This window comes from Pseudomonas sp. GW821-FHT01C01 (genome assembly GCF_059422645.1).
On record NZ_JBWKXF010000029.1, the window covers coordinates 1 to 25471 of the forward strand.

Consider the following 25471-nt stretch of genomic DNA (forward strand, 5'->3'; position numbering starts at 1 on the left):
CGCGAAGGCGGTGTCTCAGGCGACAGTGATATCGACTGAGACACCGCCTTCGCGAGCAAGCCCGCTCCCACCGGTACTGCGCAAGCTTCGGGTCTACGGTTCGACTTGCGACCACTGCTTGTTCAGGCGCTTGTCGGAGATCGGCACTTTGGTCCCCAATTGCTGGGCAAACAGCGACACCCGGTATTCCTCCAGCCACCAGCGATACAACTCCAGCTGCGGATCGCGCTTGCCTTCCTGGGCGTGTTTGTTGGCACGGGTCTGGTATTGCGTCCACAGGCCGCTCAATTCGCCGCTCCAGACCCGGTCCCGCTGGACCTGGGCGCCGATTTTTTCGAAACGCTGCTCGATGGCCTTGAGGTAACGCGGCAACTCCTTGAGCCACTGCATCGGTGTTTCCCGGACAAACCCCGGATACACCAGATGGCTGAGTTGCTGCTTGATGTCGTTCAGGGCCACGGCTTGCGCCAGATCGATCTTGCCCTTGAAGCGCTTTTGCAGGCCATGCCAAAGCTTGAGGATTTCCAGGGTCAGCTTCGCCACACGCTCGGCGTGCTCGGTCCAGGCACCACGCTTGCGTTCGGCCAGCGACGCCAACCCGGCGCCATCGCGTGGCAGCGGGTCTTCGCCTTCGAGAATGCAGCTGTCGAGGCTGGCCAGCAGAATGTCTTCCACCAGCGCATCGACACGCCCCATGTCGCGGTACAGCAGGCCAAGTTCGGTCAGGCCCGGCAACTTGCCACGGAGGAATTTTGCCGACTCGGCCAGTTGCTGCATCAGCAAGCGTTGCAGGGCACGGCGATGCTGGAACTCGGCTTCGGCCGGGGTCGAGAAACGCCCTTCCTTGACCGTGCCGGCCTCCTCCACCAGCGCCGGATACACCGTCATCGACAGCCCGGCGATCTTCTGCTGAGTTTTCTCGGCCACGGCGGCGAACACTTTCGGCTCCACCGGCTGCTGGTTCTTCGCGGTTTGCGGCACCGCCAATGCGGCCTGGCTGGCCTCGGCGAAACGTGCAGTCAGTTCGGCCAGATCGCGCCCCTCACCGAGGAACTTGCCCTGGCCGTCGACGATTTCCAGGTTCATCCGCAGATGATTTTCGACCTGCTGCACCGCCTCGGCCCAGGCTTCATCGCTGACCCGCGCACCGGTCATGCGCAGTAGCTCGCGGCCCAACGCCTGGGGCAGCGAGCCCTCGGCAAAGGTCATGCGCTGCAAGGCGGCCTTGACGAAGTCCGGCACCGGCACGAAGTTCTTGCGCAAGGCCTTGGGCAGGTTGCGCACCAGCGCAATGCACTTGGCTTCGATGACACCCGGCACCAGCCATTCCAGGCGCTCCGGTGGCAGCATCGGCAACAGCGGTGCCGGCACGCGCAGGGTCACGCCATCCCGTGGATGGTTGGGTTCGAAGTGGTAGCTCAGGGCCAATTCCAGATCGCCGATGTGCAGCGTATCCGGGTAATGCTGGGCGGTGACTTCACTGGCTTCGCGGGCCAGCACGTCTTCTTCGCGCATGATCAGCAACTGCGGATTTTTCTGGCTGTTGATCCGATACCAGCTGTCGAAAGTCGCCGTCTGATGGATCTCCGCCGGCAACCGCGCATCGTAGAAGGCGTACAGGGTTTCTTCATCGGCGAGGATGTCGCGACGGCGGGCCTTGGCTTCCAGTTCGTCGAGTTGTTCCAACAACTGTTTGTTGTCCGTCAGGCATTTGGCCCTGGACTGAATCTCGCCGCGCACCAGCGCTTCGCGGATGAACAGTTCGCGGGACACTACCGGGTCGACCGGGCCGTAATGCACCGGCCGGCGCCCGACCACGATCAACCCGAACAGGGTGATCTGCTCGAACGCCACGACCTGGCCGCGCTTCTTCTCCCAATGGGGCTCGAAGTGGTTTTTCTTGATCAGGTGCCCGGCCAGCGGCTCGATCCAGTCGGCGTCAATCTTGGCGACCATACGTGCATAGAGCTTGGTGGTTTCCACCAGCTCGGCGGTCATCAGCCATTGCGGGCGTTTCTTGCCGATGCCCGAGGACGGGTGAATCCAGAAGCGCCGCTGACGCGCGCCAAGGTAATCGCCCTCTTCGGTTTTCTGGCCGATCTGGCTCAGCAACCCCACCAGCACGGCTTTGTGCAGTTTCGGATAGTCCGCCGGCTCTTTATTGAGGCTCAACTGCATGTCGCGGCAGATCAGGCTCAACTGACGATGGGAGTCGCGCCATTCGCGCAGGCGCAGGTAATTCAGGAAGTTCTTGCGGCACCAGTTGCGCAGCGGGCTGGCGGTCAGCGCCTGACGCTGCTCTTCGAAGCCGCGCCACAGATTGACCAGTCCGGCGAAGTCCGAGTCGGCGTCTTTCCACTGAGCGTGAGCCTGATCCGCCGCCTGCTGACGCTCCGGCGGACGCTCGCGCGGGTCCTGGATCGACATGGCGCTGGCAACGATCAGCACTTCCTGCAAGCTGCCGAGTTTCGCCGCTTCGAGCAGCATGCGGCCCATGCGCGGGTCCACCGGCAGACGCGCCAATTGGCGACCGAGGGGCGTCAACTGGCTGTTGCGATCCACCGCCGAGAGTTCTTGCAGCAAGTTGTAACCGTCGCTGATGGCCTTGCCATCCGGCGGCTCGATGAACGGGAACGCGCTGACCTCGCCAAGGCGCAGATGCAGCATCTGCAAAATGACCGCCGCGAGGTTGGTACGCAGGATTTCCGGATCGGTAAATTCCGGGCGTCCGAGGAAATCCTCTTCGCTGTACAGGCGCACGCAAATGCCCGGCTCGACCCGTCCGCAACGGCCCTTGCGCTGGTTGGCGCTGGCCTGGGAAATGGCTTCGATGGGCAGGCGCTGGACCTTGGCGCGGTAGCTGTAGCGGCTGATGCGTGCGGTGCCGCTGTCGATCACGTAGCGGATGCCCGGCACGGTCAGCGAAGTTTCCGCAACGTTGGTCGCCAGTACCACGCGACGGCCCGGGTGCGACTGGAAAATCCGCTGTTGCTCGGCCGGTGATAGCCGCGCGTATAACGGCAGGATTTCGGTGTGCTTGAGCTGAGCCTTGCGCAGCATGTCGGCGGCGTCGCGAATCTCGCGCTCACCGGGCAAAAACACCAACACGTCACCGGGACTGCGACGCTCGCTGCGCTCATAGGCGGCGATTTCGTCGAGGGTGGCGAGGATCGCCTGATCCACGGTCAGGTCGTCCTCGACACGATTGCCCTCTTCGTCCTGCTCAAGCGTCAGCGGGCGATACCAGGTGTCCACCGGGAAGGTGCGCCCGGACACTTCGACAATCGGCGCATCGTCGAAGTGCTTGGAAAAGCGCTCCAGATCGATGGTCGCCGAGGTGATGATGACCTTCAGGTCCGGGCGGCGCGGCAGCAGGGTTTTCAGGTAGCCGAGCAGGAAATCGATGTTGAGGCTGCGTTCGTGGGCTTCGTCGACGATGATCGTGTCGTAGCGTTCCAGATAGCGGTCGTTCTGGGTTTCCGCCAGCAGGATGCCGTCGGTCATCAGCTTGATCAGGGTATTGGAATCGCTCTGATCCTCGAAACGCACCTGATAGCCGACCAACGCGCCCAGCGGCGTGCCGAGTTCTTCGGCAACCCGGCTGGCCACGCTGCGCGCAGCGATCCGCCGTGGCTGGGTGTGACCGATCAGGCCATGCTGGCCGCGACCGATTTCCAGGCAGATCTTCGGCAACTGGGTGGTTTTACCCGAACCGGTTTCGCCAGCGATGATCAGCACCTGGTGCTTTTCCAGCGCTTTCTTGATTTCGTCACGCTTGGCGGCAATCGGCAAACTGTCGTCGTAACGAATCACCGGCAGGCTGGCCTTGCGCGCCAGCACCTGCTCGCAGGACGTCTGCATCCGCGCCACCCACTGGCCCAGCTTGGCCTCGTCGGGTTTCTTGCGCAGCTCAAGCAACTGCCGCCGCAGCCGGTGGCGGTCGGCGAGCATGGCGTGATCGAGGTTTTTCAGCAGTTTGTCGATGGAGGGCGATTCGTCGGTCATCGGGTACGCAATTCAGTCGTCTAGTGGCGCAGGGTGCGGATTGTCGCAGATTTGAAGGACGAGCGAGATCCCTTGTAGGAGCTGGCTTGCCAGCGATGGCGGTGAATCAGTCACATCATGGGTGTCTGTCAGCCCGTCTTCGCTGGCAAGCCAGCTCCTACAAGGGGGTGAGGTATTACTCGTTATCGAGGCCCTTGCGGCGGTATGGGAATACATCGATCACTTTGCCGGCGCGAATCGCCTCCTGCAGGCTTTTCCAGTAATCAGCGTTGTACAACTCGCCATGCAACTGATCGAACAATCTGCGCTGCCCCGAGTCGGCAAACAGGAACGGCGGAAACTCTTCCGGGAATACGTCCAGCGGCCCGATCGAATACCACGGCTCGGAGGCCATTTCGTCCTCGGGGGTGCGCGGCGCCGGAATGTGGCGGAAGTTGGCCTCGGTGAGGAAGCAGATCTCGTCGTAGTCGTAGAACACCACCCGGCCGTGACGGGTAACACCGAAGTTCTTCAGCAGCATGTCACCGGGAAAGATGTTGGCCGCCGCCAGTTGCTTGATTGCCAGTCCGTAATCTTCCAGGGCTTCGCGCACCTGCGCCTCATTGGCGTTTTCCAGATACAGGTTTAGCGGGGTCATGCGGCGTTCGGTCCAACAGTGGCGGATCAGCACCGTGTCATCTTCCACCGACACCGTCGACGGTGCGACTTCCAGCAGTTCTTCCAGGCACGCCGGATCGAACTTGCTCAGCGGGAAACGGAAGTCGGCGAACTCCTGGGTATCGGCCATGCGCCCGACGCGGTCGACGCTCTTCACCAAACGGTACTTTTCGATCACCGTGGCGCGGTCAACGTTTTTCGACGGCGAGAAACGGTCCTTGATGATTTTGAACACGGTGTTGAACCCCGGCAGGGTGAACACACTCATGACCATGCCGCGTACGCCGGGGGCCATGATGAACTGGTCGTCGGTGTTAGCCAGGTGATTGATCAGCGCCCGATAGAACTCCGACTTGCCATGTTTGTAGAAGCCGATCGAGGTGTACAGCTCGGCAATGTGCTTGCCCGGCAGGATGCGCCTGAGGAAGCCGATGAACTCGGCGGGCACCGGCACATCCACCATGAAATACGAGCGGGTGAACGAGAATATGATCGACACGTCCGCTTCGTCGGTGATCAGCGCATCGATCTGGATGCCGCGACCTTCGAGGTGCAGCAATGGAATTGCCAGCGGCCATTGCTCATCGGTGGTGTAGATACGCCCCACCAGGTATGCACCTTTATTGCGGTACAGCACCGAGGAAAACAACTCGACGCTCAGCTCCGGGTCCTTGCACACCCAATCCGGCAGGTTCTCGCGCAGCTGCGCTTCGAGGCGTTGCAGGTCACCGGGCAGGTCGGCGTAATCTTCGCTGAAGCGGTAGTCGGCAAAGATGCTGGCGAGCATGGCCGACAATTGGCCTTGCGGCTTGTAGGTGCGGGTTTGCGCGGCCCGGGCACGGCGCAGGCTCGGCCGGGTGGTGTGGATGAACATGCAGCCGTCGCTGATCAGGTCATGGCTGAACAGCCCGCAGAAGATCGAGTTGTACCAGGTCTCGGACAGTTCATCGTCGAAGCGCAGGTCGATCAGGCTGATGTAGGCGCTTTTGACCAGCGGCCAGCAACTGACGTCCAGCGTGTCGGTGTCGAACGCGGTGCGCAATCGCTCCACCGTTTCACCGACCTTTTCTTCGTACAGATTGATCCGTGCCGCCGACGCCGATTGCGTCTCTTGCCACCGGGCCTGTTCGAAGCGGGCCCGGGCGCCATCGGTGATCTGGCGAAAATGCTCGCGGTAATCGTCAAAGCCATCGAGGATCAAGCGGGCGATGTCGGCGGCTGGCCACTGCTGCGGCATGGTGAGACCTCTGCGGGAATTCGGAAGGCTGAGCTTAGCCAGTGAACCGGGTGCAGGAGAAGCGTAATTTTCCCGGCGAATTGAATGCCCGGTTTTCGGTTGCCATCGATCACACACTCAGCAACACTTTCGCCCCTCCATCAAGGAAGGACCGCGCTGTGAACACCGTCGATATTTTCCGTTTACTGTCCCTGGCGGCCATTTGGGGAGCGAGTTTCCTGTTCATGCGCATCATCGCCCCGGTGATTGGCAGCATTCCTACCGCTTTTTTTCGTGTATCAATAGCCGCCGCCGGACTGCTGGTGATTCTTGGGCTGATGCGCATCAGTTGGGATTTCAAGGGCAAACTCAAGACTGTGATGCTGCTCGGGGTGATCAACTCCGGGATTCCAGCGACGCTCTATTCGGTGGCCGCGCAGGTGCTACCTGCCGGTTATTCGTCGATTTTCAATGCCACGACGCCATTGATGGGCGTGCTGATCGGCGGCCTGTTTTTCCATGAAAGGCTCACTGGCGCCAAGCTCGGCGGCGTGTTCCTGGGGTTGTTTGGCGTGGGGGTGCTGACCCGTGCCGGTCCGGTGGCGTTCGATATGGAACTGCTGATGGGAGCCGTTGCCTGCCTGCTCGCGACCACTTGCTACGGCTTTGCGGGGTTTCTGGCCCGGCGCTGGCTCGATCAGGCCGGTGGCCTCGACAGTCGTTTGTCGGCACTGGGCAGCATGCTCGGCGCGACGTTGTTCCTGCTGCCGCTGTTCGGCTACAGCGTGTTCAGCCAGCCACCGGCGAGCTGGGGCGGCTGGAGCGTCTGGCTTTCGTTGCTGGGGTTAGGTTTGGGCTGCACAGCGTTTGCCTACATTATTTACTTCCGGCTCCTGAGCTCGATTGGCCCGGTGAAATCGATGACCACGACCTTCTTGATCCCGCTGTTCGGCGTATTGTGGGGGGCGCTGTTTCTCGATGAGCCATTGTCGATGGCGCATATCTATGGCGGGTTGTTGATTGCACTGGCGTTGTGGTTGGTGTTGAAGCCGGCTGCTGTGAAAACTGGCCTGGTGGCTGACCGGTAGGATTGTTGCGAGGCGGCTGATCAGACGCCAAAAATCACAAAGGCCCGGAGCAATGCTCCAGGCCTTCTCGGGTTTACGCCGATTTACGGAACACAAACACCAGTCCGACGATGATCAACAGCATGCCGAACAGGCTCAACAGCGCCAGGCGGTTGCCAAAAATCAGGTAGTCCATCACCGCCGTTACCGCCGGCACCAGATAAAACAGGCTGGTGACGTTCACCAGATTGCCCCGGGCGATCAAGCGGTACAGCAACAGCGTCGCCAGCACCGACACCACCAGTCCCATCCATAGCACCGGCAGGAAGAAACCGCTGCTGTGTTCGAAGTGAAACGGCTGGAAGGGTACGAAAGCTCCGCACAACAACAGCCCTGCGAGGTACTGCACCGGCAGCGTGCCGAGGGGATTGTCGGTGATGCGTTTTTGCATGATCGAACCAAACGTCATGCTCGCCAACGCCAGTAAACCGAAAAGCATCCCGGCCAGCGACATCCCGGCCAGTCCGATGCCCTGATAGACCACCATGATCAAACCCGTCAGCCCCAGGGCCAGACCGAACATCCGGCTCCAGGAGCGCTGACGCTCCATCAGCACCACGGTGAGGATCGGCTGCACACCCATGATGGTCGCCATCACCCCGGGCGTGACTTTCAGGTCGAGGGCCAGCAGATAGAAAATCTGATAAGCCCCCAACAACACCACACCGGTGGCCATCGCATACAGCATCGGTTTGTCGCCCTTGGGCAACTTCAGCTTGAGCAACGGCACCAGCAACACCAGACCGCAGAGCGCGATGACGAAACGAAACATCAGGAAGGCGAAGGGCGACGCGTGGGCCAGCCCCCATTTGGAGAATATCGCCCCGCTGCTCCACAGCAGAACGAACAGGCTCGTGGACGCCGCCGCGAGCGCGGACTTTTTCGAAAGGACAAACATGAATACCACCTGTAGTCAGGCAAAAAGCCAACTCAGCAAGAGCTGAAGTTCAGTAGTTTTTTCAGGCGGGCATGGGACAGCAGATGAAAGCTGATCAGCCCGAAATGCCAACGCCTGGCGGTGATACGACTGCGCACACCGGCGTGCTACTGACAGGTGGGGGGTAATGACTGATCTGCCCGGGCTGCTGATTCCCGCACGGCACGACACCAGCGTTGACCGCTGAATCGACTACCGCGTTGATGTGGAATGCAGGCATTGGGCTGATCTTTGATCGAGGAAGAAAAAAGTGAGTCCGAAACTCACCGCGCGCCGACTATAACCAGCCCTCGACATGGATTGCAACGACTTGGTCAAAAGGCCAGTAACGACAAGTACAAGGGCGCTGCCTAGGCTTGAGAGCAACTGCAACGCCCACGATGGGGAATGGAATGCAAGAGATCACATGCCAAGGGAAAGGACTCATCTTCGGTATCAGCTGTACAGGTCGAGAGCAAGGAAGCTTGCGGGCATCAAGACCGCCCAATTGCAACATAGACTGGAGCTGGCCGGCCCAACGGAACTCGATTTATCGAGGGTACGCTTCGAAGCGATCAGCACACAGGCACTGAATACTTGGGAGCGCTGGGAGGATTCACACTTTTCATGGGGTGAGGTTGCCGGGTGGAAAGCGAAGGAGCCATTAGCCTTGGACATTGCCATCTGGTTCGATGAACAACTGTGCGGGCTATGCTTCGCCAATCCAAACAACAGTCGGCAAAGAATCCGCATTGTGCGATTGGAGGGATGTCCTGCAAAGGCTCACCCTCTAAAAAAACGTATCGCACCACTGTCCATACTGGTCATCGAGCAATACGCCCGAATCATCGGCAGCACGCTAATGGAAGTTCAAGAGCCGCTGGACGGAGCAGTTTCAATTTATAAACGACTCGGCTTTGACTTCGACGCTGATCGCCGACTTGTCAAAGCTGTGGAGAGCCTAGTATCGTGAAAAATGTTCAATTAACAGTCAACTCTGGAGGAAATATGCGCAAAGCGATTAAAAAGCCTTCCTCAAGAAAGCGTTCCCCCCCAGTGAAAAATAGAGACGCGGCTCTGGAGCTGACAGCCAGTGAGCGCCGAATACTGCAATTCATCGCAACAGGTATCGACGACGAACCTGTCGGCGTTCTCGCAGGCGCTTCCTTTAAATTTTCGTCATAAAAAAACCGCTCCCAGTGAGCGGTTTTTTATTGCGTGACTGACCTTAGCCAATCAACCAATACCCCAACAACGTCAGCACCACCACCGCCAGCACCGGTCGCAATACGCGGTAGGCTTTGGGATTGCGGCGTTTCCATTGCTTGACCACACCGCTGAATTTATCGCTGGAGTTCTTGCTCCAGGCGTAAGCCTTGTTAATCCCGCCAACACGCTCGTCATCGAGGTTTTGCGGCGCAGTTGCACGCCCCAGCCAAGCGCTGATGTTGCGATTGATGCGGGTCATGAGGCGGTTGCTCAGCGGACGCTCGATATCGCAGAACAGAATAACGCGGGTCTTTTCCGTTTCGTTCTTGACCCAGTGCACATAGGTTTCGTCGAACATCACGTCTTCACCATCGCGCCAGGCGTAAACCTGTCCGTCGACAAAGATGCGGCAATCGTCGGAGTTCGGTGTCGACAACCCCAAGTGGTAACGCAGGGAACCGGCGAACGGATCGCGATGCGGGTTGAGGTGGCTGCCGCCCGGTAGCAACGCGAACATGGCGCCTTTGACGTTGGGAATGCTGCTGACCAGCTCCACGGTTCTCGGGCACAGGGCTTCGGCAGAAGGCAGCGGTTTGTCATACCACTTGAGGTAGAAACGCTTCCAGCCCTTCTTGAAGAACGAGCCAAAACCGGCGTCGTTGTTCTTTGCCGCCGCGCGGATATACCCCTCGTCGAACAAGTGCATCGCTTCGTCGCGAATCACTTCCCAGTTGTCCTTGAGCACATCCAGTTCCGGGAACTTGCTGCGGTCCAGGTACGGTTTCGAAGGCACACCGGAAAACAGGTACATCAAGGCGTTATAGGGTGCGAACAGTGCCGAATGGTTAACGAACTGACGCAAAACCGGTAGACGCGCCTTGCCGCGTAAATGCACATAGAGGGTGCTGCCGAGAAACAGCAGCAACAACGAGGCCTTCGCGGCAAACGATAAGGTCATCAACAACTCCTTTGAAGATAAACGACATTGCGCCATGCCCATTACCCGGCATGGCTGCCGGCATGATAAACACTACCGACCCGGTGAAAAACCCGCACTTTTCAACATTCAATGTTGATGAATGTGCAACAAAGCATTTCTTAACATAAGACGCCTGAACGCCGGCTGATGCAAATCCATCATCAACCGGACCAGATCAATAGATCGCAACCAGCGAAAACGCCTCAGGCATCACCGCCAACCTCGACCCGCCAATGTTTAGCGCTTACTGCTGATTCTCCTGCTCGGTAAACAGATCACTGAACAGCATGCTCGACAGGTAACGCTCACCGGAATCCGGCAGGATCACCACAATGGTCTTGCCCTGCATTTCCGGAGTTTCCGCCAATCTTACGGCCACTGCCATGGCGGCACCGCAGGAAATCCCGCACAAGATTCCTTCTTCCTGCATCAAGCGCAAGGCCATGGTCTTGGACTCTTCGTCACTGACCAGCTCCACCCGATCGACGATCGACAAATCGAGGTTCTTCGGCACAAAACCGGCACCGATGCCCTGGATCTTGTGCGGGCTCGGCTTGATTTCTTCACCGGCCAGGGCCTGGGTAATCACCGGCGACACCGCCGGTTCCACTGCCACCGAGAGTATCGGCTTGCCCTGGGTATTCTTGATATACCGTGAAACCCCGGTGATGGTTCCACCTGTTCCGACGCCTGCCACCAGCACGTCGACCGCGCCGTCGGTATCGTTCCAGATTTCCGGGCCAGTGGTTTTTTCGTGGATGGCCGGGTTGGCCGGGTTGTCGAACTGTGCCGGCATGAAGTACTTCGACGGATCGCTGGCAACAATATCACCTGCTTTATCGATGGCGCCTTTCATGCCTTTGGCCGGCTCGGTCAACACCAGCTCGGCACCCAGTGCCTTGAGCACTTTGCGGCGTTCGATACTCATGGATGCCGGCATGGTCAGCATCAGTTTGTAGCCACGGGCGGCGGCCACGAAGGCCAGGCCGATGCCGGTATTACCGGAGGTCGGCTCAACGATGGTCATGCCTGGCTTGAGTTTGCCGCTGCTTTCGGCATCCCAGATCATGTTCGCGCCGATCCGGCACTTGACCGAGTAACCCGGGTTGCGCCCTTCGATCTTGGCCAGAATGGTCACACCACGCGGCGCAATGCGATTGATCTGCACCAGCGGCGTATTGCCGATGGAGTGGGCGTTGTCAACGAAAATGCGGCTCATGGCTGGGTCCTTAACGACAGCATTGAAATAGGGCATCAAGGTAAGCCTCTTGCCCGCATGCGTCCAGTCAGGTCGAACGTCCGCTTATCGGTGCAGTCAATGGCTTTGGATCGACAGAGATTTGCCGCCATGAAACGTCGAAACAGCTGGCCCCTGCGGCCCCTCATCGGCAACGCCCACCAGCAAGATATCAGCGCGTTCCAGGCGTTTTTTGCAGATTTTATGCAATGGATTCATCCAGGCGTTCAATGCGCAGTATGAACGGCCCAAGCTGGATGCAGACTGAGTCACAGAGTGACGCCTCATTCAGAGACTGAATAAGCCGTCTGCGTTCACAGTCGACCGGGCGGCGCGTTATAGTCGGGGCTGACTCTTTTATTGTGCCCCCCGCCCTGCCTCGCTCAGGTCGGCGTTACCGTTCGAGGATTAGCAGATGAAGTTCGAAGGCACCCAGGCCTATGTCGCCACCGATGACTTGAAGCTGGCGGTCAACGCCGCCATCACCCTGGAGCGGCCGTTGCTGGTCAAGGGCGAACCGGGCACCGGCAAGACCATGCTCGCCGAGCAACTGGCCGAATCCTTTGGCGCCAAGCTGATCACCTGGCACATCAAGTCCACCACCAAGGCTCACCAGGGCCTGTACGAGTACGACGCGGTCAGCCGCCTGCGCGATTCGCAGCTCGGCACGGAAAAGGTCCACGACGTTCGCAACTACCTGAAAAAGGGCAAGCTCTGGGAAGCCTTCGAATCCGAAGAACGGGTCATCCTGCTGATCGACGAAATCGACAAGGCCGACATCGAATTCCCGAACGACCTGCTGCAAGAACTCGACAAGATGGAGTTCTATGTTTACGAGATCGACGAGACCATCAAGGCCAAGAAGCGCCCGATCATCATCATTACCTCCAACAACGAAAAAGAGCTGCCGGATGCGTTCCTGCGCCGCTGCTTCTTCCACTACATCGCTTTCCCGGATCGCGTGACGATGCAGCGGATCGTCGACGTGCACTATCCGGACATCAAGAAAGACCTGGTCAGCGAAGCGCTGGACGTGTTCTTCGATGTGCGCAAGGTGCCGGGCCTGAAGAAGAAGCCTTCGACCTCCGAGCTGGTGGACTGGCTGAAGCTGCTGATGGCTGACAACATCGGCGAAGCGGTGCTGCGCGAGCGCGATCCGACCAAGGCCATTCCACCGCTGGCCGGCGCTTTGGTGAAAAACGAACAGGACGTGCAACTGCTGGAGCGTCTGGCGTTCATGAGCCGTCGCGGCACCCGCTAAGAGGCTGACGCCATGCTGCTCAACCTGTTCAATGAAATGCGCGCAGCCAAGGTACCGGTCTCGGTGCGTGAGCTGCTGGACCTGATCAACGCGCTGAAACAGCGCGTGACCTTCGCCGACATGGACGAGTTCTATTACCTGTCCCGGACGATCCTGGTGAAGGACGAACGGCATTTCGACAAGTTCGACCGCGCGTTCGGTGCCTACTTCAATGGCCTGGAAAAACTCGACGACCACCTGCAGGCGCTGATTCCCGAAGACTGGTTGCGCAAGGAGTTCGAACGCTCGCTGACCGATGAAGAGCGCGCGGCGATCCAGTCCCTCGGCGGCCTGGACAAGCTGATCGAAGAGTTCAAGAAACGCCTCGAGGAACAGAAGGAACGCCACGCCGGTGGCAACAAGTGGATCGGCACCGGTGGTACCAGCCCGTTCGGTTCCGGCGGTTTCAACCCGGAAGGCATTCGGGTCGGCGACGCCGGCAAGCGCCAGGGCAAGGCGGCCAAGGTCTGGGACCAGCGCGAATACAAGAACCTCGATGACTCGGTCGAGCTGGGCACCCGCAACATCAAGGTCGCCCTGCGCCGTCTGCGCAAATTCGCCCGTCAGGGCGCGGCGGAAGAGCTGGACATCGATGGCACCATCGATCACACCGCCAAGGATGCAGGCTTGCTGAACATCCAGATGCGGCCGGAACGGCGCAACACCGTCAAGCTGTTGCTGCTGTTCGACATCGGCGGCTCGATGGACGCACACGTGAAAATTTGCGAGGAGTTGTTCTCGGCCTGCAAGACCGAGTTCAAGCATCTGGAGTACTTCTACTTCCACAACTTCATTTATGAATCGGTGTGGAAGAACAACATGCGCCGCACTTCCGAGCGCACTTCGACCATGGACCTGCTGCACAAGTACGGCGCCGACTACAAAGTGATCTTCATCGGCGACGCCGCCATGGCGCCCTACGAAATCACCCAGCCGGGCGGTAGCGTCGAGCACTGGAACGAAGAAGCCGGCTACGTGTGGATGCAGCGTTTCAAGGAAAAGTACAAGAAACTCATCTGGATCAATCCGTATCCGAAGGACACCTGGGGCTATACCTCATCGACCAACATCGTGCGGGACTTGATCGAAGACCAGATGTATCCGCTGACCCTTCGCGGGTTGGAGGAAGGGATGCGGTTTCTTTCCAAGTAATCCCCCCTCGCTCTGTAGGAGCTGGCTTGCCAGCGAAGGCGTCCGATCTGTCGCTACAAGGATCAAGATTGCTTTCGCCGGCAAGCCGGCTCCTACAGGGGGTCACCTGAACCGGTGCAGATATTCGACATGCTCGCGGTGCGCAACATCCTGCACCACCGGCCGCAACCTCACCGATGCACCCGGCAAGCACTGCGCCAGCCGCGCCAGCGCCAACGGCGTCAACGCCCCCAACCGGGGATAACCACCAATGGTCTGCCGATCATTGAGCAGCACAATCGGCTGTCCGTCCGGCGGCACCTGGACGGCCCCCAACGGAATACCTTCGGAAATCATCGGTTTGCCCTGGTACTGCAACGCCGTACCCAACAGGCGAATCCCCATCCGGTCGGCACGGCTGTCGAGGTTCCACATGCTATTGAACGCGTCGAACAGGCTTTGCCCGCTGAACTCGCCAATCTGCGCACCGAGCACCAGATCCAGCACTGGGTCACGGGTGAAATCCGGCAAGCATTCGCTTGGCAACTCCCGCAGTAATACCAGCGAGTTCCCCGAGTAGCTCAATGACGCGCCTTTACCCAGCGCATGGCCCATTCCGTCCAGGCCACCGAGCTCCTCACGGACCACCGTCGCGCTACTGCCCAGCACTTTCGGCGCATCAAACCCACCCGGCGCCGCCAGATAAGCCCGGGCGCCGAGCAACGGCTGAGTGAATTGCAAACGCTGGCCTTTGTGCAGCCTGAAACTGCGCCACGGGGTCAAAGCCTCGCCGTCCACCCGCGCGCCAAGATCCGCTCCGGCCAAGGCCAGCACACAATCGTCCTCGGCAACGACGGTGAACCCGCCAAGAGTGATTTCAATCACCGGCTTATCCAGTCCGTTGCCCAACAGCCAGTTGGCCCAGGACATCGAACACCAATCAGCCGCTCCGCCCTGGGTCACGCCCAGATGGCGCACGCCGAATCGACCGGCATCCTGCAACAGGCACAGAGCCGTACTCGCTTCAATCTTCAGACGGCTCATGCCTGGACCTCCAGTGGCGTATCGTCACCGCCCAGGTTAATGAACTCGGCATGGCCGATCGCTTCGAATCGTACGGTGTCACCTGGCTGCATCAGGCTGTAACCGTCACGGTTGCGATCGAATAATTTGGCCGGCGTGCGGCCGATCAGGTTCCAGCCGCCCGGCGACACCACCGGATAAGCCGCTGTCTGTCGTTCGGCGATGCCGACACTGCCGGCGGCGACTTTCTTGCGTGGTGTGTTCAGACGCGGCGCCGCGAGCATCTCGTCCACCAGCCCCATAAAGGCGAAGCCCGGCGCAAAGCCCAGGGCGAACACCTGATATTCACGCTCGCAGTGACGACGGATCACCTCCTCCACCGCCAATCCGCTGCGCTGCGACAACAGGCTCAACTCTGGACCAACACTCAAGTCGTACCACACCGGCAACGCATGACAGGTACCGCGAGTACGCGCGTTGGGCGACAGATCGATCAGCGCCTGGGCAATCAATTCCCGTGCTTGGCTCGGGCTCAATGCAGTCAGGTCGTAATGCACCATCAATGTGGTGTAGGACGGCACCAGATCGATCAGGTGCTCACCGAATGCCGTGCGCAGACTTTCACTGGCCGCCAGCATCCACGGCATGTTGCTTTCGGCGATTTCATCGAACAGGCGCACCATCAGGCAATCCAGCGCCACCACTTCCACCCGCAGCTTCATGACGCACTCTGCCGATTCAAGGCTTCACGGATGCGTTGCACGGCAGCGACCGAACTGGCGTTGTCACCGTGCACGCAGAGGGTGTTGGCCTGCAAGTGCAGGGCACTGCCGTCGCTGGCGGTGAGGTGATCGCCACGGGCAATGGTCAGCGCCTGCTCGATGATTTTTTCCGGGTCGTGATGCACCGCGCCCGGCAGTTGTCGCGAGACCAGCCTGCCGGCGCTGTCGTAGGCACGATCGGCAAAAGCCTCGAACCACAGCGTCACGCCGTATTCATCGCCCATTTGTTGGGCAGCGCTGTTGTCACGGGTCGCCATCAGCATCAATGGCAGAGTGCGGTCATAGGACGCCACCGCTTGCAGCACGGCGCGCAACTGCGCCGGGTTGGCCATCATGTCGTTGTACATCGCGCCATGGGGTTTGACGTAACTGACCCGGCCACCCTGGGCCCGGCAGATACCGTCGAGGGCGCCGATCTGGTAATGCAGAATGTCTTGCAGCTCCTGGGGGGCATACGCCATGGAACGGCGGCCGAATCCCACCAGATCCTGATAGGCCGGATGCGCGCCAATTTGCACACCGTGGCTGAGGGCCAGGCTGACGGTCTTGCGCATGATGCTCGGGTCGCCGGCGTGAAAACCGCAGGCGATGTTGGCGCAATCGATGAAGGGCATGATTTCTGCGTCCAGACCCATGGTCCAGCTGCCGAAACTCTCGCCGATGTCGCAGTTCAATAGCAGGCGGCTCACGCTGAACACTCCTGTAGGCTTTGTTCTTTTTAGCTGCGGGACATATCTGTAAGACATGCCCGCAGGTTATCAGTTACTGGGCGTCGAGTTGCTTGCCACGGGTTTCCGGCAAACTCAGGGCCGCGAGTATCACCACACCGTAGGAAACCGCCGCAAAGGCACCAATGCCCACACTCAGCGGTACGGTCTGGCTGAGCAGTCCGATCAGCAGCGGGAACAACGCCGCCAGCGCCCGGCCGATGTTGTAGCAAAAACCCTGGCCCGAACCGCGAATGCGCGTGGGGAACAACTCGGTCAGAAACGCGCCCATGCCACTGAAAATTCCCGAGGCGAAGAAGCCCAGCGGAAAGCCCAGCCACAGCATCACGCCGTTGCTGACCGGCATTTGCGTGTACAGCAACACAATGGTGAACGAGCCGACGGCGAACAGGATGAAGTTCTTTTTACGTCCGAGGATGTCGGTCAAATAGGCGCTGATGACATAACCCACGTAGGAACCGATGATCACCATCGCCAGATAACCGCCAGTGCCGAGTACGCTCAAACCACGCTCGTTTTTCAGGAACGTCGGCAGCCAGGACGTGATCGCGTAGTAACCGCCCAGCGCACCGGTGGTCAGCAACGAAGCGCGAATCGTGGTGAAGAGCATGCCGGGGGCGAAGATCTCGTAGAACTTCGAAGGATTGCTCGGCGCCTCCTTGGCTTTGGCTTCACGATAGATTTCCGGATCCTTGACCAGGCGGCGGACAAAAATCACGAAGATTGCCGGTACGATGCCGAGGATGAACAGCGCACGCCAGGCGTCTTCCGGTGGCAATACCGAGAATAGCAGCGCATACAGAATCGCGGTCAGTCCCCAACCCAACGCCCAACCGGACTGCACCATGCCCACGGCCTTGCCACGGTCCTGGGCACGAATGACTTCACCGATCAACACGGCGCCGGCTGTCCACTCGCCGCCAAAACCGAAGCCCATCAGGGTCCGCGCAATCAGCAGTTGCTCGTAGCTCTGGGCAAAGCCGCAGAGGAAGGTGAAGAAGGCAAACCACAGTACGGTCAGTTGCAAGGTGCGTACACGACCGATGCGATCGGAAAGAATTCCCGCCACCCAGCCACCGATGGCCGAGGCGATCAGTGTGCTGGTGTGAATCAGCCCGGCCTGGCCGGTGGTGATGCCCCACATGGCAATCAGGGTCGGCACCACGAAGCTGAGCATCTGGGTGTCCATGCCATCCAGGCCATAGCCGATCTTGCAGCTCCAGAAGGTGCGGCGTTCCTGCTGATTGATGTTGCGGTACCAGTCGAAAGGTCCAGGGCGAGCCGTGGCTTTCGCAATGACGGGGGTGTCGGGCGCACTCATGGCAAATCTCCGCGCTGATTTTATTGGTATTGTTCTGAGCCCCGACGACGCCTATCGTGGGAACCGGATGCGTCGATTCTTGGACGCGCGCCCCTGCTGAGTCCAACTAATAAAACCCCGCCTTAGGCATAAGAAATCTTTATCCCATGAACCTGAAGTTTCTCGAGACCTTTGTCTGGGTCGCCCGACTCAAGAGTTTCCGCCTGACCGCCGACAAGCTCTTCACCACCCAGGCCTCGATTTCCAGCCGTATTGCAGTGCTTGAAGGCGAGCTCGGAGTGAAGCTGTTCCTGCGTGATTCGCGCGGCGTGAGCCTGACGCCGGAAGGTCTGAAAGTGCTCGATTACGCCGAGCAGATGATGGACACCATGCAGGCGCTCAAGCAGTCGATCGAGACCCGTTCGAGCAAGGCCGGACGGGTGCGCATCGGCGTGATGGACACGGTGATCCATACCTGGCTCAGCCCGTTGGTGGCGCAGATGACCGATCACTACCCGTTGGTGGAAATCGAGCTGGTCGCCGATACCTCGCTCAACCTCTGCGATCAGCTGCAAAAAGGCTTTCTCGATGTGATTCTGCAAACCGACCTGCTGCGTCAGGAAAGCGTGCGCAGCCTGGAACTGGCCAGCCACCCGATTGGCTGGATCGTCGCCAGCAACTCGATCTACAACCGCAACTACACAAACGTCGCCGAACTGGCGCGTGAGCGAATCATTACCTACTCGAAAAACTCCCATCCTCATCAGGACGTGCTCAGCCTGATGCAAGCCAACGGCGTGCTCGCGCCACGGCTCAACTGCGTGAACTCGGTGTCGGCGATAACCCGATTGCTGCGTGACGGCTTCGGTATTGGTGCGTTACCACCGGTGCTGGTCAGCGAAGAATTGGCCCGCGGCGAATTGACCTTGCTGGCGATCGACCAACGCCCGCCCAACCTGCAAGTAGTGGTGTCATGGCGGGTCGGCGCAGAGTGGGTCGAAGAGATCGTGACGTTGTGTCAGCACGTGGTGGAACACTATGCGCAGAAGGTGGGCGAGCACTACATGGTCTTGAGCAAACCCCAGGCCAGACTCTGAAAAGGAGCTTTCCACATCACAAGTAGTAATTACTATCATTTGCATTATTATTTTGAAAATGTATTCTCTGCGCGCATTCAGCTAAACCACTGTCCAGAAGGAGTCGGACTTGATGCGCGCTTACACGCAAAAACAGCAGCAATTGCTCTCGCACTGGAGCGAAGCCCTCGGCACTCAGGCCTTCCAGTCCCACCGCATCACCCTCGACCATTTGAGCAATGCCCTGGAGCCCGCCGCGCAGCGCTGCTTCCAACGCCTGATCCAGGCGCTGTTTCGCGAAGGTCTGATCAACCCCGACGCCTGCGAATACGACGATAACAGTCGTTGCTGGCTGCCGCTTGGCGACGGTGCGCACCTTTGCTTCGATCACCTGTCGGGCGGAAGAATGAACAGCTGGGACGTGCGCGGCAGCATCGTCCTGCACACCCCCGACAGCCTGCCCCACAAGATCCAGTTGCCCAGCGAACTGCTCGCGCACCTCAGCACTCAGCTCAACCCGCCCGCCTCCCCGCAGGTACTGGAACGTCTGGCCTGCGAGCTGGACGATAGCTACAGCAACGACACCCTGTGCCTGGCGTTCCACCATGGATGGACCGAGCGCCTGAGAGAGCAGATCGACACCAGGCACGACAACAATCTGCTCGCCTGGCTCAAAGCCAGCCCCGACCACCAGAACCCGACGTCACTGCTCGAACAGTGGGGCACGCTCGGCCATCCCTGGCATCCGAACTACAAGACCAAACTGGGCTTGAGCGCCGCGCAAGTCATCGCTTTCTCGCCGGAATTCGAAGCGAGTTTTCCGATTGTGCTGTGCGCCCTGCACCGTCAGTACACACACGTCGAGTCACTGGCCGGTACCGCCGATTACTGGGACTGGTGGCAGGGACACTTCCCGCAGGCCGCCGAACAATTGCAGCGCCATTTGCAGCAGCGGGGCCTGGAGGTAACGGACTACCTCCCGCTGCCGTCGCACCCATGGCAGGCCAATGAAGAACTGCCCAATTTGTTCGCCGGCGAGATCGCCGACAACCTGCTGATCATCACCGACATCGTTGCCTTCACTGGCCACCCGACCATGTCCTTCCGCACGGTCGTACCAGAGGCCAGCCGCGTTGCGCCGATGGTCAAGCTGCCGGTGGCCCTGCGACTGACCAGCGTGCAGCGCACCGTGTCGCCGCGCTCGGCCCGGATGGGACCGCGCATCAGCCAACTGATACTGCAGATTCTCGATCATGAACCGCAGATTCAGCGCCTGCTGAACATCGTGCCGGAGCGCATCGGCGTGCACTACGCGCCACAACCGGCCAATGACGAACGGTCCCGGCATGCCGCTGTGCTGTACCGCGATAACCCGCTGACCCTGCTGCAGGAAGGCGAACTGGCCGTGCCGGTCGGCAGCCTGTTCGCCGTCAACGAATTCGAACAACCGTTGCTGCGTGACTGGGTGCAACTGGCTCAGGGCCGTGACGACAGCGAGGCCATGCTGGCGTTCTTCGATGATTACCTGTCGATTGCCGTCCCGAGCCTGCTGGGCATCTACCTGATGTATGGCGTGGCGTTCGAAGCGCACCAGCAAAACAGCTTCATGGTGATGGGTTCTGACGGGCAGTTGAATCGGCTGTTGCTGCGTGACTTCGGCGACATTCGCATTGATCGCAAAACCCTGCACGCCAAGGGCCTGGATATCCCGCTGCACGATCCGAAAATGACCCTGTACGACGACGCCGGATTTGTCCGCGACAAACTCCTGCACACCACGTTCATGTGCCACCTCGGTGAGTTGACGTTGCTCTGCGCCCGCCACTGGAATGTGCCGGAAAATAGCCTTTGGGAACGCTTGGCTACGCACGTTGAACAGTGCTTCGAGAGCGTGCGCGGGCACGTCGAACCGGCACGCTGGGAAAGCGAGCGCCAGGCCCTGCTGGAACAGGATTGGCCGGCCAAATCGTTCATGCGCATGCGCTTGCACGACAGCCACGCCGACATCGTCGGACGCCTGAGTAATCCGCTGCGAACCAACGCCGATGCTCGCTGAGGGTCGTGCGTTGCGACTGCTGATCGTCATCCAGTTTGTCTCCATGGGTGCCATGGAAATGAGCGGCCCGTTCTGGCCCTTGCAGATCCAGCATCTGCTTGGACCAGAGGGCGCCGGCTACACCGCGCTGCTGTCGGCGCTGGTCTATGCCGGCCCGATGCTGGCGGCCATGCTACTGACGCCCGCGTGGGGACGGTTGGGTGATCGCACCGGGCACAAGCCGATGATCATTCGGGCGTTGCTGGCACTTGCGCTGTGCCAGGGGCTGGCGGCCATGACCCTCGACCCGTGGCTGCTGGTGGGCATTCGCGTGATGCAAGGCGCATTGGCCGGGTTTCTCGCTGCCGCGCAAGCCTATGCCCTGGCCTGCTGCGACAGCTCCCGGCGCGGTCACACCCTGGCCCGTCTGCAATCGGCGACCGCCGTCGGCTCGTTGATCGGCCCGGTACTGGGCGGCTGGCTGATGGACATCTCGGGGTTTGCCCTGCTCTGTTATGGCGCGACGGCGATTTGCCTGCTGTGTGCACTGGGGAGTTTTTTCCTGCCGGCCGACAAGGCGCGAGCCTCGACAAAGAAACCGGTGGCGCCAGTGGCCCTGCCCAAAGGCTGGCTCGGTGGAATCCTGTTGGTGATCGTGTTGATTCAAGCCGCGAAGATGATGCCGCAACCCTTCTACGCGCTGTACGTCGCCGACATTCTGCACGCGCCGAGCTGGCTGATTGGCGCAACTTACGCCGCGAGCGCCGCGACCCTGGCCATTTCCGCACCGCTGTGGGGGCGTCTGTTCGACCGCTGGCAGCCGGCTTACACCTTGCGCGTCATTGAAGGCGTTGCCTGGCTCTGCGCCCTGACGCTAGCGGCCACGGCACTGGCTAACGAATGGCTGGGTTTTCTCGTCAGCCGGTTGGTCTGGGGCATCTGGCAAGGCGCACTGCTCCCCGTCGCCTATGCACTGATCGCCAACACCGTGTCTTCAAGCCAGCAGGGTTTTGCCCTCGGCCTGGGCAACAGCGCGGCCAAGGCTGGCGCCCTGCTCGGTGCCGTCCTCGGCGGGATCGGCATGGGGCTGGTCGGGCTGGCCCACAGTTTCTGGCTGGTGGCGCTGACCTACGCACTGGCCGCCATCGGGATCCGCTGGGTGCGCTCATTCACCTCCACACCTGCCCCCGCAGTTTTATCTACCCACACTTATCACGACTAAAAAAAAGACTTTCTCATGACCCGAACCAAACTTTCTTTGCTGATTCCGCTGCTCGGCTCCGTCAGCGCCCAGACCTGGGCCGAGGACACCGAACAGCAACCCGGCACATTGACCATGCAAGCCACCGTCGTTTCCGCGACTCGCAGCGAAGCGACGATTGCCTCGATTCCAGGCTCGGTCCAGGTGATCGACGAACAACAGATCCGCCAACAGAGTGGCGCGGGGCGTCGGGTCTCCGACATTCTGGGGCAACTGGTTCCCGGCCTGGCGCCATCCAGCGGCGGGATGAGTAACTTCGGCCAGACCCTGCGCGGGCGCAACATGCTGGTGTTGATCGACGGCGTGTCGCAGAACGCCACGCGTGACAACTTCCGCCAGCTCAACAGCATCGCGCCGGCCAGCATCGAGCGCATCGAGGTGGTTTCCGGCGCCAGCAGCATTTATGGTGCCGGTGCTTCGGGCGGCATCATCAACATCATCACCAAGCGCAATCAGGGCCAGGACCTTGCCTACAGCAGCAAACTGGGCCTGACCAGCGGCAACAACCTCAACAGCAAAGGTTTCGCCTACGAGGCCTTTCAGAGTGCGACCGGGCGCAAGGATGCCCTGGACTGGTACGTGTCCGCCGACCTGACCCAGCGCAACGATCAGTACGACGGCAACGGCAATCGCATCCCTCAGGACACCTCCCAGGGCAGCAACATGGACACCGAAACCTATGACCTGCAAGGTCGTTTCGGTTACGAGCTGGATGCCGATAAAAAACTCAGCCTGTCGCTGCAGGACTACAAGGACCAGCAGGACACTGGCTACACAAAAGACCCGAAAAACCTGCAACAGGCCGTGGCAGTCAAAGGACTGAAACTCGACGACCAGCCCTACACCCATAACCAGGCAGCCAACCTCAACTACACCGACAACGACTTCTACGGCCAGGGCCTGCAACTGGAAAGCTACTGGCGCCGGGCCGACGCGCTGTTCTTCCCGGACCTGTCGCGGGGCAAGGCCGGGATCGCCGACAACAACAGCGTGCAGGATGTTTACGGCCTGCGCGCGGCCATCGACACGCCGTTGCCGGCCATCGGCAGCGCCACCGGCAACCTGGTCTGGGGCGCCGACTATGATCACGAACGCTCCCGTCAGCGCGGTGACCAATACACCCTCAATGGGCTGACCTACACCAAGACTGGCACCACTTACGAGATGGGCCCGGACATCGAAACCACCACCAAGGCGCTGTTCGGGCAAATGTCCTGGGACATCGGTGACTGGACCTTGCGTGGCGGTGTGCGCCGCGAATGGATCGAAAGCGAGGTCTCCGACAGCATCGCTTACGGTCAGATCGTCCAGACCGGCGTACGCGCCATCCTGCCCGGTGACACCCTCAAATACGACGCTACGCTCTATAACCTGGGCGCGGTCTATCACCTGAGTGAAAACCAGGACGTCTTCGCCAATTTCAGCCAGGGGTTTTCGCTGCCGGACATCCAGCGCTTCTTGCGTGACGTGAACAGCACCTTCGACATCCAGAGCCTCAACGCCCAGGCCATCAAGGTCGACAGCTATGAGCTGGGCTGGCGCGGTAACTGGGACCGGTGGCAGGCCGACGTCACCGTCTATGAAAACACTTCGGACGTGACCCAGTTCTACGATGCCAATGACCGTGTATTGCGTCTGATCAACCAGAAGGAACGGGTTCGCGGCATCGAAAACAGCCTCACCTACCTCGCGACCGATCACTGGTCGGTGGGTGGCACCTATGCCTGGGCCAAAGGCGAGACCGAGCAGAACGGGAAATGGATCGATCTGCCGGCAACACGCATTTCACCGGCCAAAACCACGCTGTTCGTCGGCTACACCGAAGACGACTACAACCTGCGCCTGCAAGGCATGCACCTGTCCAGCTACGACGCTGCCGCCAAGGACAACAACGGACGCGACATCGAAGGCTATACGCTGGTGGACCTGCTCGGCTCCGTGTACTTGCCGGTCGGTCGTCTGGAAGGCGGGGTGTACAACCTGACCAACCGCACGTACGTCAATCTGTTCGCCCAGGCCAACGCCAGAGCACCATTCCCCAACGCCGAAGGCCGTACCTTGAGCATGACCTATTCGGTTGATTGGTAATTAAGCAAGGAGCCGGCTTGCCGGCTCCTTGACGTTCGACGGTGTTACAAACCGCGTAAATCCCGCTCTTCGATCGGCCGGCTCTGGCGCAGGCGTTTGCCGCCCAGCACCACCCAGTCGATCAAGCGATACAGGCATTCAAGGCCGAACGACAGCAGCATTGCGCCACTCATGCCCCAGACCATCGCTTCGGGCGTCAACAGAATCTGGTAGCTGTAGCCATTCCAGGTTTCCTTGCGAATGTCCGGATCGGCAGCCAGCACCACTTGCAGGAAGCGGATATACCACGGCCCCTGCATCGCCTGGAATTGCTTGTCCAGCGCCAGTTGACGGGTCAGCAGGTTGCTCAGGCTGTCGGCGTCGCTGCGGAAGATCGGGTCTTCGCTGGCGCGGTAATGGGCCACCAGGGCCTGCATGTCACCCTTGAAGAACTGATTGGCGGTGTTCTGAAAGCCGCTCAACCCGGCTTGCGCCTCGATCAGATGGGCTTCGACACGCTTGGCGTAATCGTTGATGAAGCCTGGCACCTGGACACCGATCAACAGGCCCGCCGCAAATAACACCAGCCGTAGATAACTGAGCAACATGGAAAGCAGATCCTTATTCGGTCTTGCCCTGGCTGACGCATTCGCCGCGTCGCCACAGGCTCCATTGGCCCGGTTCGTAGCGGGTCCAGGTTTCGTTTTCGGTCAGGGGTTCGGTGGCAATGACGGTAACCACATCGTTGGGCGTGGTTTCGGCTTGAAAGTCGACGATCACGTCGACATCTTTCAAACGCGCCGGGCCAAACGGTGCGCGACGGGTGATTTGCGCCAGTTTGGTCGAGCAATAGCAGAACAGCCAGTCACCATCGCTGAGCAGGCAGTTGAATACGCCTTTGCTGCGGTACTCGGCGCAAGCGGCCACCAGATCCGGCAGCAGCGCTTCGACCTCGACCGGCTCGGGGAATGCCGCACGCACACGGTTGAGCAAATCGCAGAACGCCGCTTCGCTGTCAGTATCGCCCACGGGGCGATAGAAACTGGCCGCTGGCTGCAAATCCGCCAACTGGCCGTTATGGGCGAAACACCAGTTGCGCCCCCATAGTTCACGGACGAACGGATGGGTATTGGACAGGCAGACCTTGCCGACGTTGGCCTGGCGGATGTGCCCGATCACCACTTCGCTCTTGATCGGATAGCGCTGCACCAGGTTCGCGACTTCCGACTCGCAGCTCGCCGCCGGGTCCTGGAACAGCCGCAGCCCGCGGCCCTCATAGAAGGCAATACCCCAGCCATCGCGGTGCGGGCCGGTGCGTCCGCCGCGCTGCATCAGCCCGGTAAAACTGAACACGATATCGGTCGGGACATTGGCGCTCATGCCCAATAACTCACACATGCTCGGACTCTCGCTCAATCGCAG

20 protein-coding genes and 1 pseudogene are annotated in these 25471 nt (G+C 60.1%); 10 read left to right on the top strand and 11 right to left on the bottom strand.

Annotation, left to right across the window (positions count from 1 at the left end; all coding sequences use genetic code 11):
* Positions 1–93: 93 nt before the first annotated feature.
* Complete coding sequence (gene hrpA / locus AC07XF_RS17880) at positions 94–4005, bottom strand: ATP-dependent RNA helicase HrpA (RefSeq protein ID WP_495027479.1); 3912 nt, start codon at positions 4003–4005, stop codon at positions 94–96.
* A 175-nt stretch (positions 4006–4180) separates the two neighbouring features.
* Positions 4181–5899, bottom strand: coding sequence for a bifunctional isocitrate dehydrogenase kinase/phosphatase (aceK, locus tag AC07XF_RS17885; RefSeq protein ID WP_495027480.1), 1719 nt, complete (start codon positions 5897–5899; stop codon positions 4181–4183).
* Between the two features lie 158 nt (positions 5900–6057).
* Between aceK and AC07XF_RS17890 the strand changes: the two genes are divergently transcribed.
* Positions 6058–6966, top strand: coding sequence for a DMT family transporter (locus AC07XF_RS17890; protein ID WP_495027481.1), 909 nt, complete (start codon positions 6058–6060; stop codon positions 6964–6966).
* Positions 6967–7039: 73 nt separating this feature from the next.
* Here AC07XF_RS17890 and AC07XF_RS17895 read toward each other — a convergent pair whose 3' ends face one another.
* Positions 7040–7903: a DMT family transporter gene (locus AC07XF_RS17895; RefSeq protein WP_495027482.1), complete on the bottom strand. Its 864-nt coding sequence runs from the start codon at positions 7901–7903 to the stop codon at positions 7040–7042.
* A gap of 688 nt (positions 7904–8591) precedes the next feature.
* On the opposite strand from AC07XF_RS17895, the gene AC07XF_RS17900 reads away from it, so the two are divergent.
* Together AC07XF_RS17900 and AC07XF_RS17905 are read left to right on the top strand one after the other, a co-directional pair.
* The gene (locus tag AC07XF_RS17900) at positions 8592–8894 is read left to right on the top strand and encodes a hypothetical protein (protein ID WP_495027483.1); all 303 of its coding nucleotides are present in this window, start codon (positions 8592–8594) and stop codon (positions 8892–8894) included.
* Positions 8891–9106: a hypothetical protein gene (locus tag AC07XF_RS17905; protein WP_495027484.1), complete on the top strand. Its 216-nt coding sequence runs from the start codon at positions 8891–8893 to the stop codon at positions 9104–9106. The genes AC07XF_RS17900 and AC07XF_RS17905 overlap by 4 nt, the downstream gene beginning before the upstream one ends.
* Before the next feature lie 43 nt (positions 9107–9149).
* Here AC07XF_RS17905 and AC07XF_RS17910 read toward each other — a convergent pair whose 3' ends face one another.
* Positions 9150–10088 carry an aspartyl/asparaginyl beta-hydroxylase domain-containing protein gene (locus tag AC07XF_RS17910; RefSeq protein ID WP_495027485.1) on the bottom strand — a complete coding sequence of 313 codons (939 nt, stop codon included), beginning with the start codon at positions 10086–10088 and terminating at the stop codon, positions 9150–9152.
* Between the two features lie 265 nt (positions 10089–10353).
* Positions 10354–11328, bottom strand: a complete 975-nt coding sequence (gene cysK, locus AC07XF_RS17915) for a cysteine synthase A (RefSeq protein ID WP_495027486.1) — start codon at positions 11326–11328, stop codon at positions 10354–10356.
* Positions 11329–11490: 162 nt separating this feature from the next.
* On the opposite strand from cysK, the pseudogene AC07XF_RS17920 reads away from it, so the two are divergent.
* From AC07XF_RS17920 to AC07XF_RS17930, 3 genes and pseudogenes are all read left to right on the top strand, one after another.
* Positions 11491–11614, top strand: a pseudogene (locus AC07XF_RS17920) (DUF748 domain-containing protein); the annotation flags it as partial.
* 147 nt (positions 11615–11761) lie between these two features.
* Positions 11762–12607: an AAA family ATPase gene (locus tag AC07XF_RS17925; protein WP_007984829.1), complete on the top strand. Its 846-nt coding sequence runs from the start codon at positions 11762–11764 to the stop codon at positions 12605–12607.
* Between the two features lie 12 nt (positions 12608–12619).
* On the top strand, positions 12620–13798 hold the full coding sequence (locus tag AC07XF_RS17930) for a vWA domain-containing protein (protein WP_116262267.1): 1179 nt from the start codon (positions 12620–12622) through the stop codon (positions 13796–13798).
* Positions 13799–13900: 102 nt separating this feature from the next.
* Here AC07XF_RS17930 and AC07XF_RS17935 read toward each other — a convergent pair whose 3' ends face one another.
* The 4 genes from AC07XF_RS17935 to AC07XF_RS17950 form a co-directional block, all read right to left on the bottom strand.
* On the bottom strand, positions 13901–14821 hold the full coding sequence (locus AC07XF_RS17935; RefSeq protein ID WP_495027487.1) for a 5-oxoprolinase subunit C family protein: 921 nt from the start codon (positions 14819–14821) through the stop codon (positions 13901–13903).
* Entirely contained in the window at positions 14818–15522 is a 705-nt protein-coding gene (locus tag AC07XF_RS17940; RefSeq protein ID WP_495027488.1) for a 5-oxoprolinase subunit B family protein, read from the bottom strand. The genes AC07XF_RS17935 and AC07XF_RS17940 overlap by 4 nt, the downstream gene beginning before the upstream one ends.
* Complete coding sequence (locus AC07XF_RS17945) at positions 15519–16271, bottom strand: 5-oxoprolinase subunit PxpA (RefSeq protein WP_495027489.1); 753 nt, start codon at positions 16269–16271, stop codon at positions 15519–15521. The genes AC07XF_RS17940 and AC07XF_RS17945 overlap by 4 nt, the downstream gene beginning before the upstream one ends.
* A gap of 73 nt (positions 16272–16344) precedes the next feature.
* Positions 16345–17631, bottom strand: coding sequence for an MFS transporter (locus tag AC07XF_RS17950; protein ID WP_495027490.1), 1287 nt, complete (start codon positions 17629–17631; stop codon positions 16345–16347).
* 146 nt (positions 17632–17777) lie between these two features.
* On the opposite strand from AC07XF_RS17950, the gene AC07XF_RS17955 reads away from it, so the two are divergent.
* The 4 genes from AC07XF_RS17955 to AC07XF_RS17970 all read left to right on the top strand — a co-directional run bounded on the left by AC07XF_RS17955 (position 17778) and on the right by AC07XF_RS17970 (position 24070).
* On the top strand, positions 17778–18707 hold the full coding sequence (locus AC07XF_RS17955; RefSeq protein WP_495027491.1) for a LysR family transcriptional regulator: 930 nt from the start codon (positions 17778–17780) through the stop codon (positions 18705–18707).
* Between the two features lie 112 nt (positions 18708–18819).
* Complete coding sequence (locus tag AC07XF_RS17960; RefSeq protein WP_495027492.1) at positions 18820–20742, top strand: IucA/IucC family protein; 1923 nt, start codon at positions 18820–18822, stop codon at positions 20740–20742.
* A complete protein-coding gene (locus AC07XF_RS17965) occupies positions 20732–21943 on the top strand; it encodes an MFS transporter (protein ID WP_495027493.1) in 1212 nt (403 codons plus the stop codon). The genes AC07XF_RS17960 and AC07XF_RS17965 overlap by 11 nt, the downstream gene beginning before the upstream one ends.
* A 15-nt stretch (positions 21944–21958) precedes the next feature.
* Complete coding sequence (locus tag AC07XF_RS17970) at positions 21959–24070, top strand: TonB-dependent receptor (RefSeq protein WP_495027494.1); 2112 nt, start codon at positions 21959–21961, stop codon at positions 24068–24070.
* Positions 24071–24114: 44 nt separating this feature from the next.
* Here AC07XF_RS17970 and AC07XF_RS17975 read toward each other — a convergent pair whose 3' ends face one another.
* Positions 24115–24657: a DUF2937 family protein gene (locus AC07XF_RS17975; RefSeq protein WP_495027495.1), complete on the bottom strand. Its 543-nt coding sequence runs from the start codon at positions 24655–24657 to the stop codon at positions 24115–24117.
* Positions 24658–24670: 13 nt separating this feature from the next.
* Complete coding sequence (locus AC07XF_RS17980; protein WP_495027496.1) at positions 24671–25447, bottom strand: class II glutamine amidotransferase; 777 nt, start codon at positions 25445–25447, stop codon at positions 24671–24673.
* Between the last annotated feature and the right edge of the window lie 24 nt (positions 25448–25471).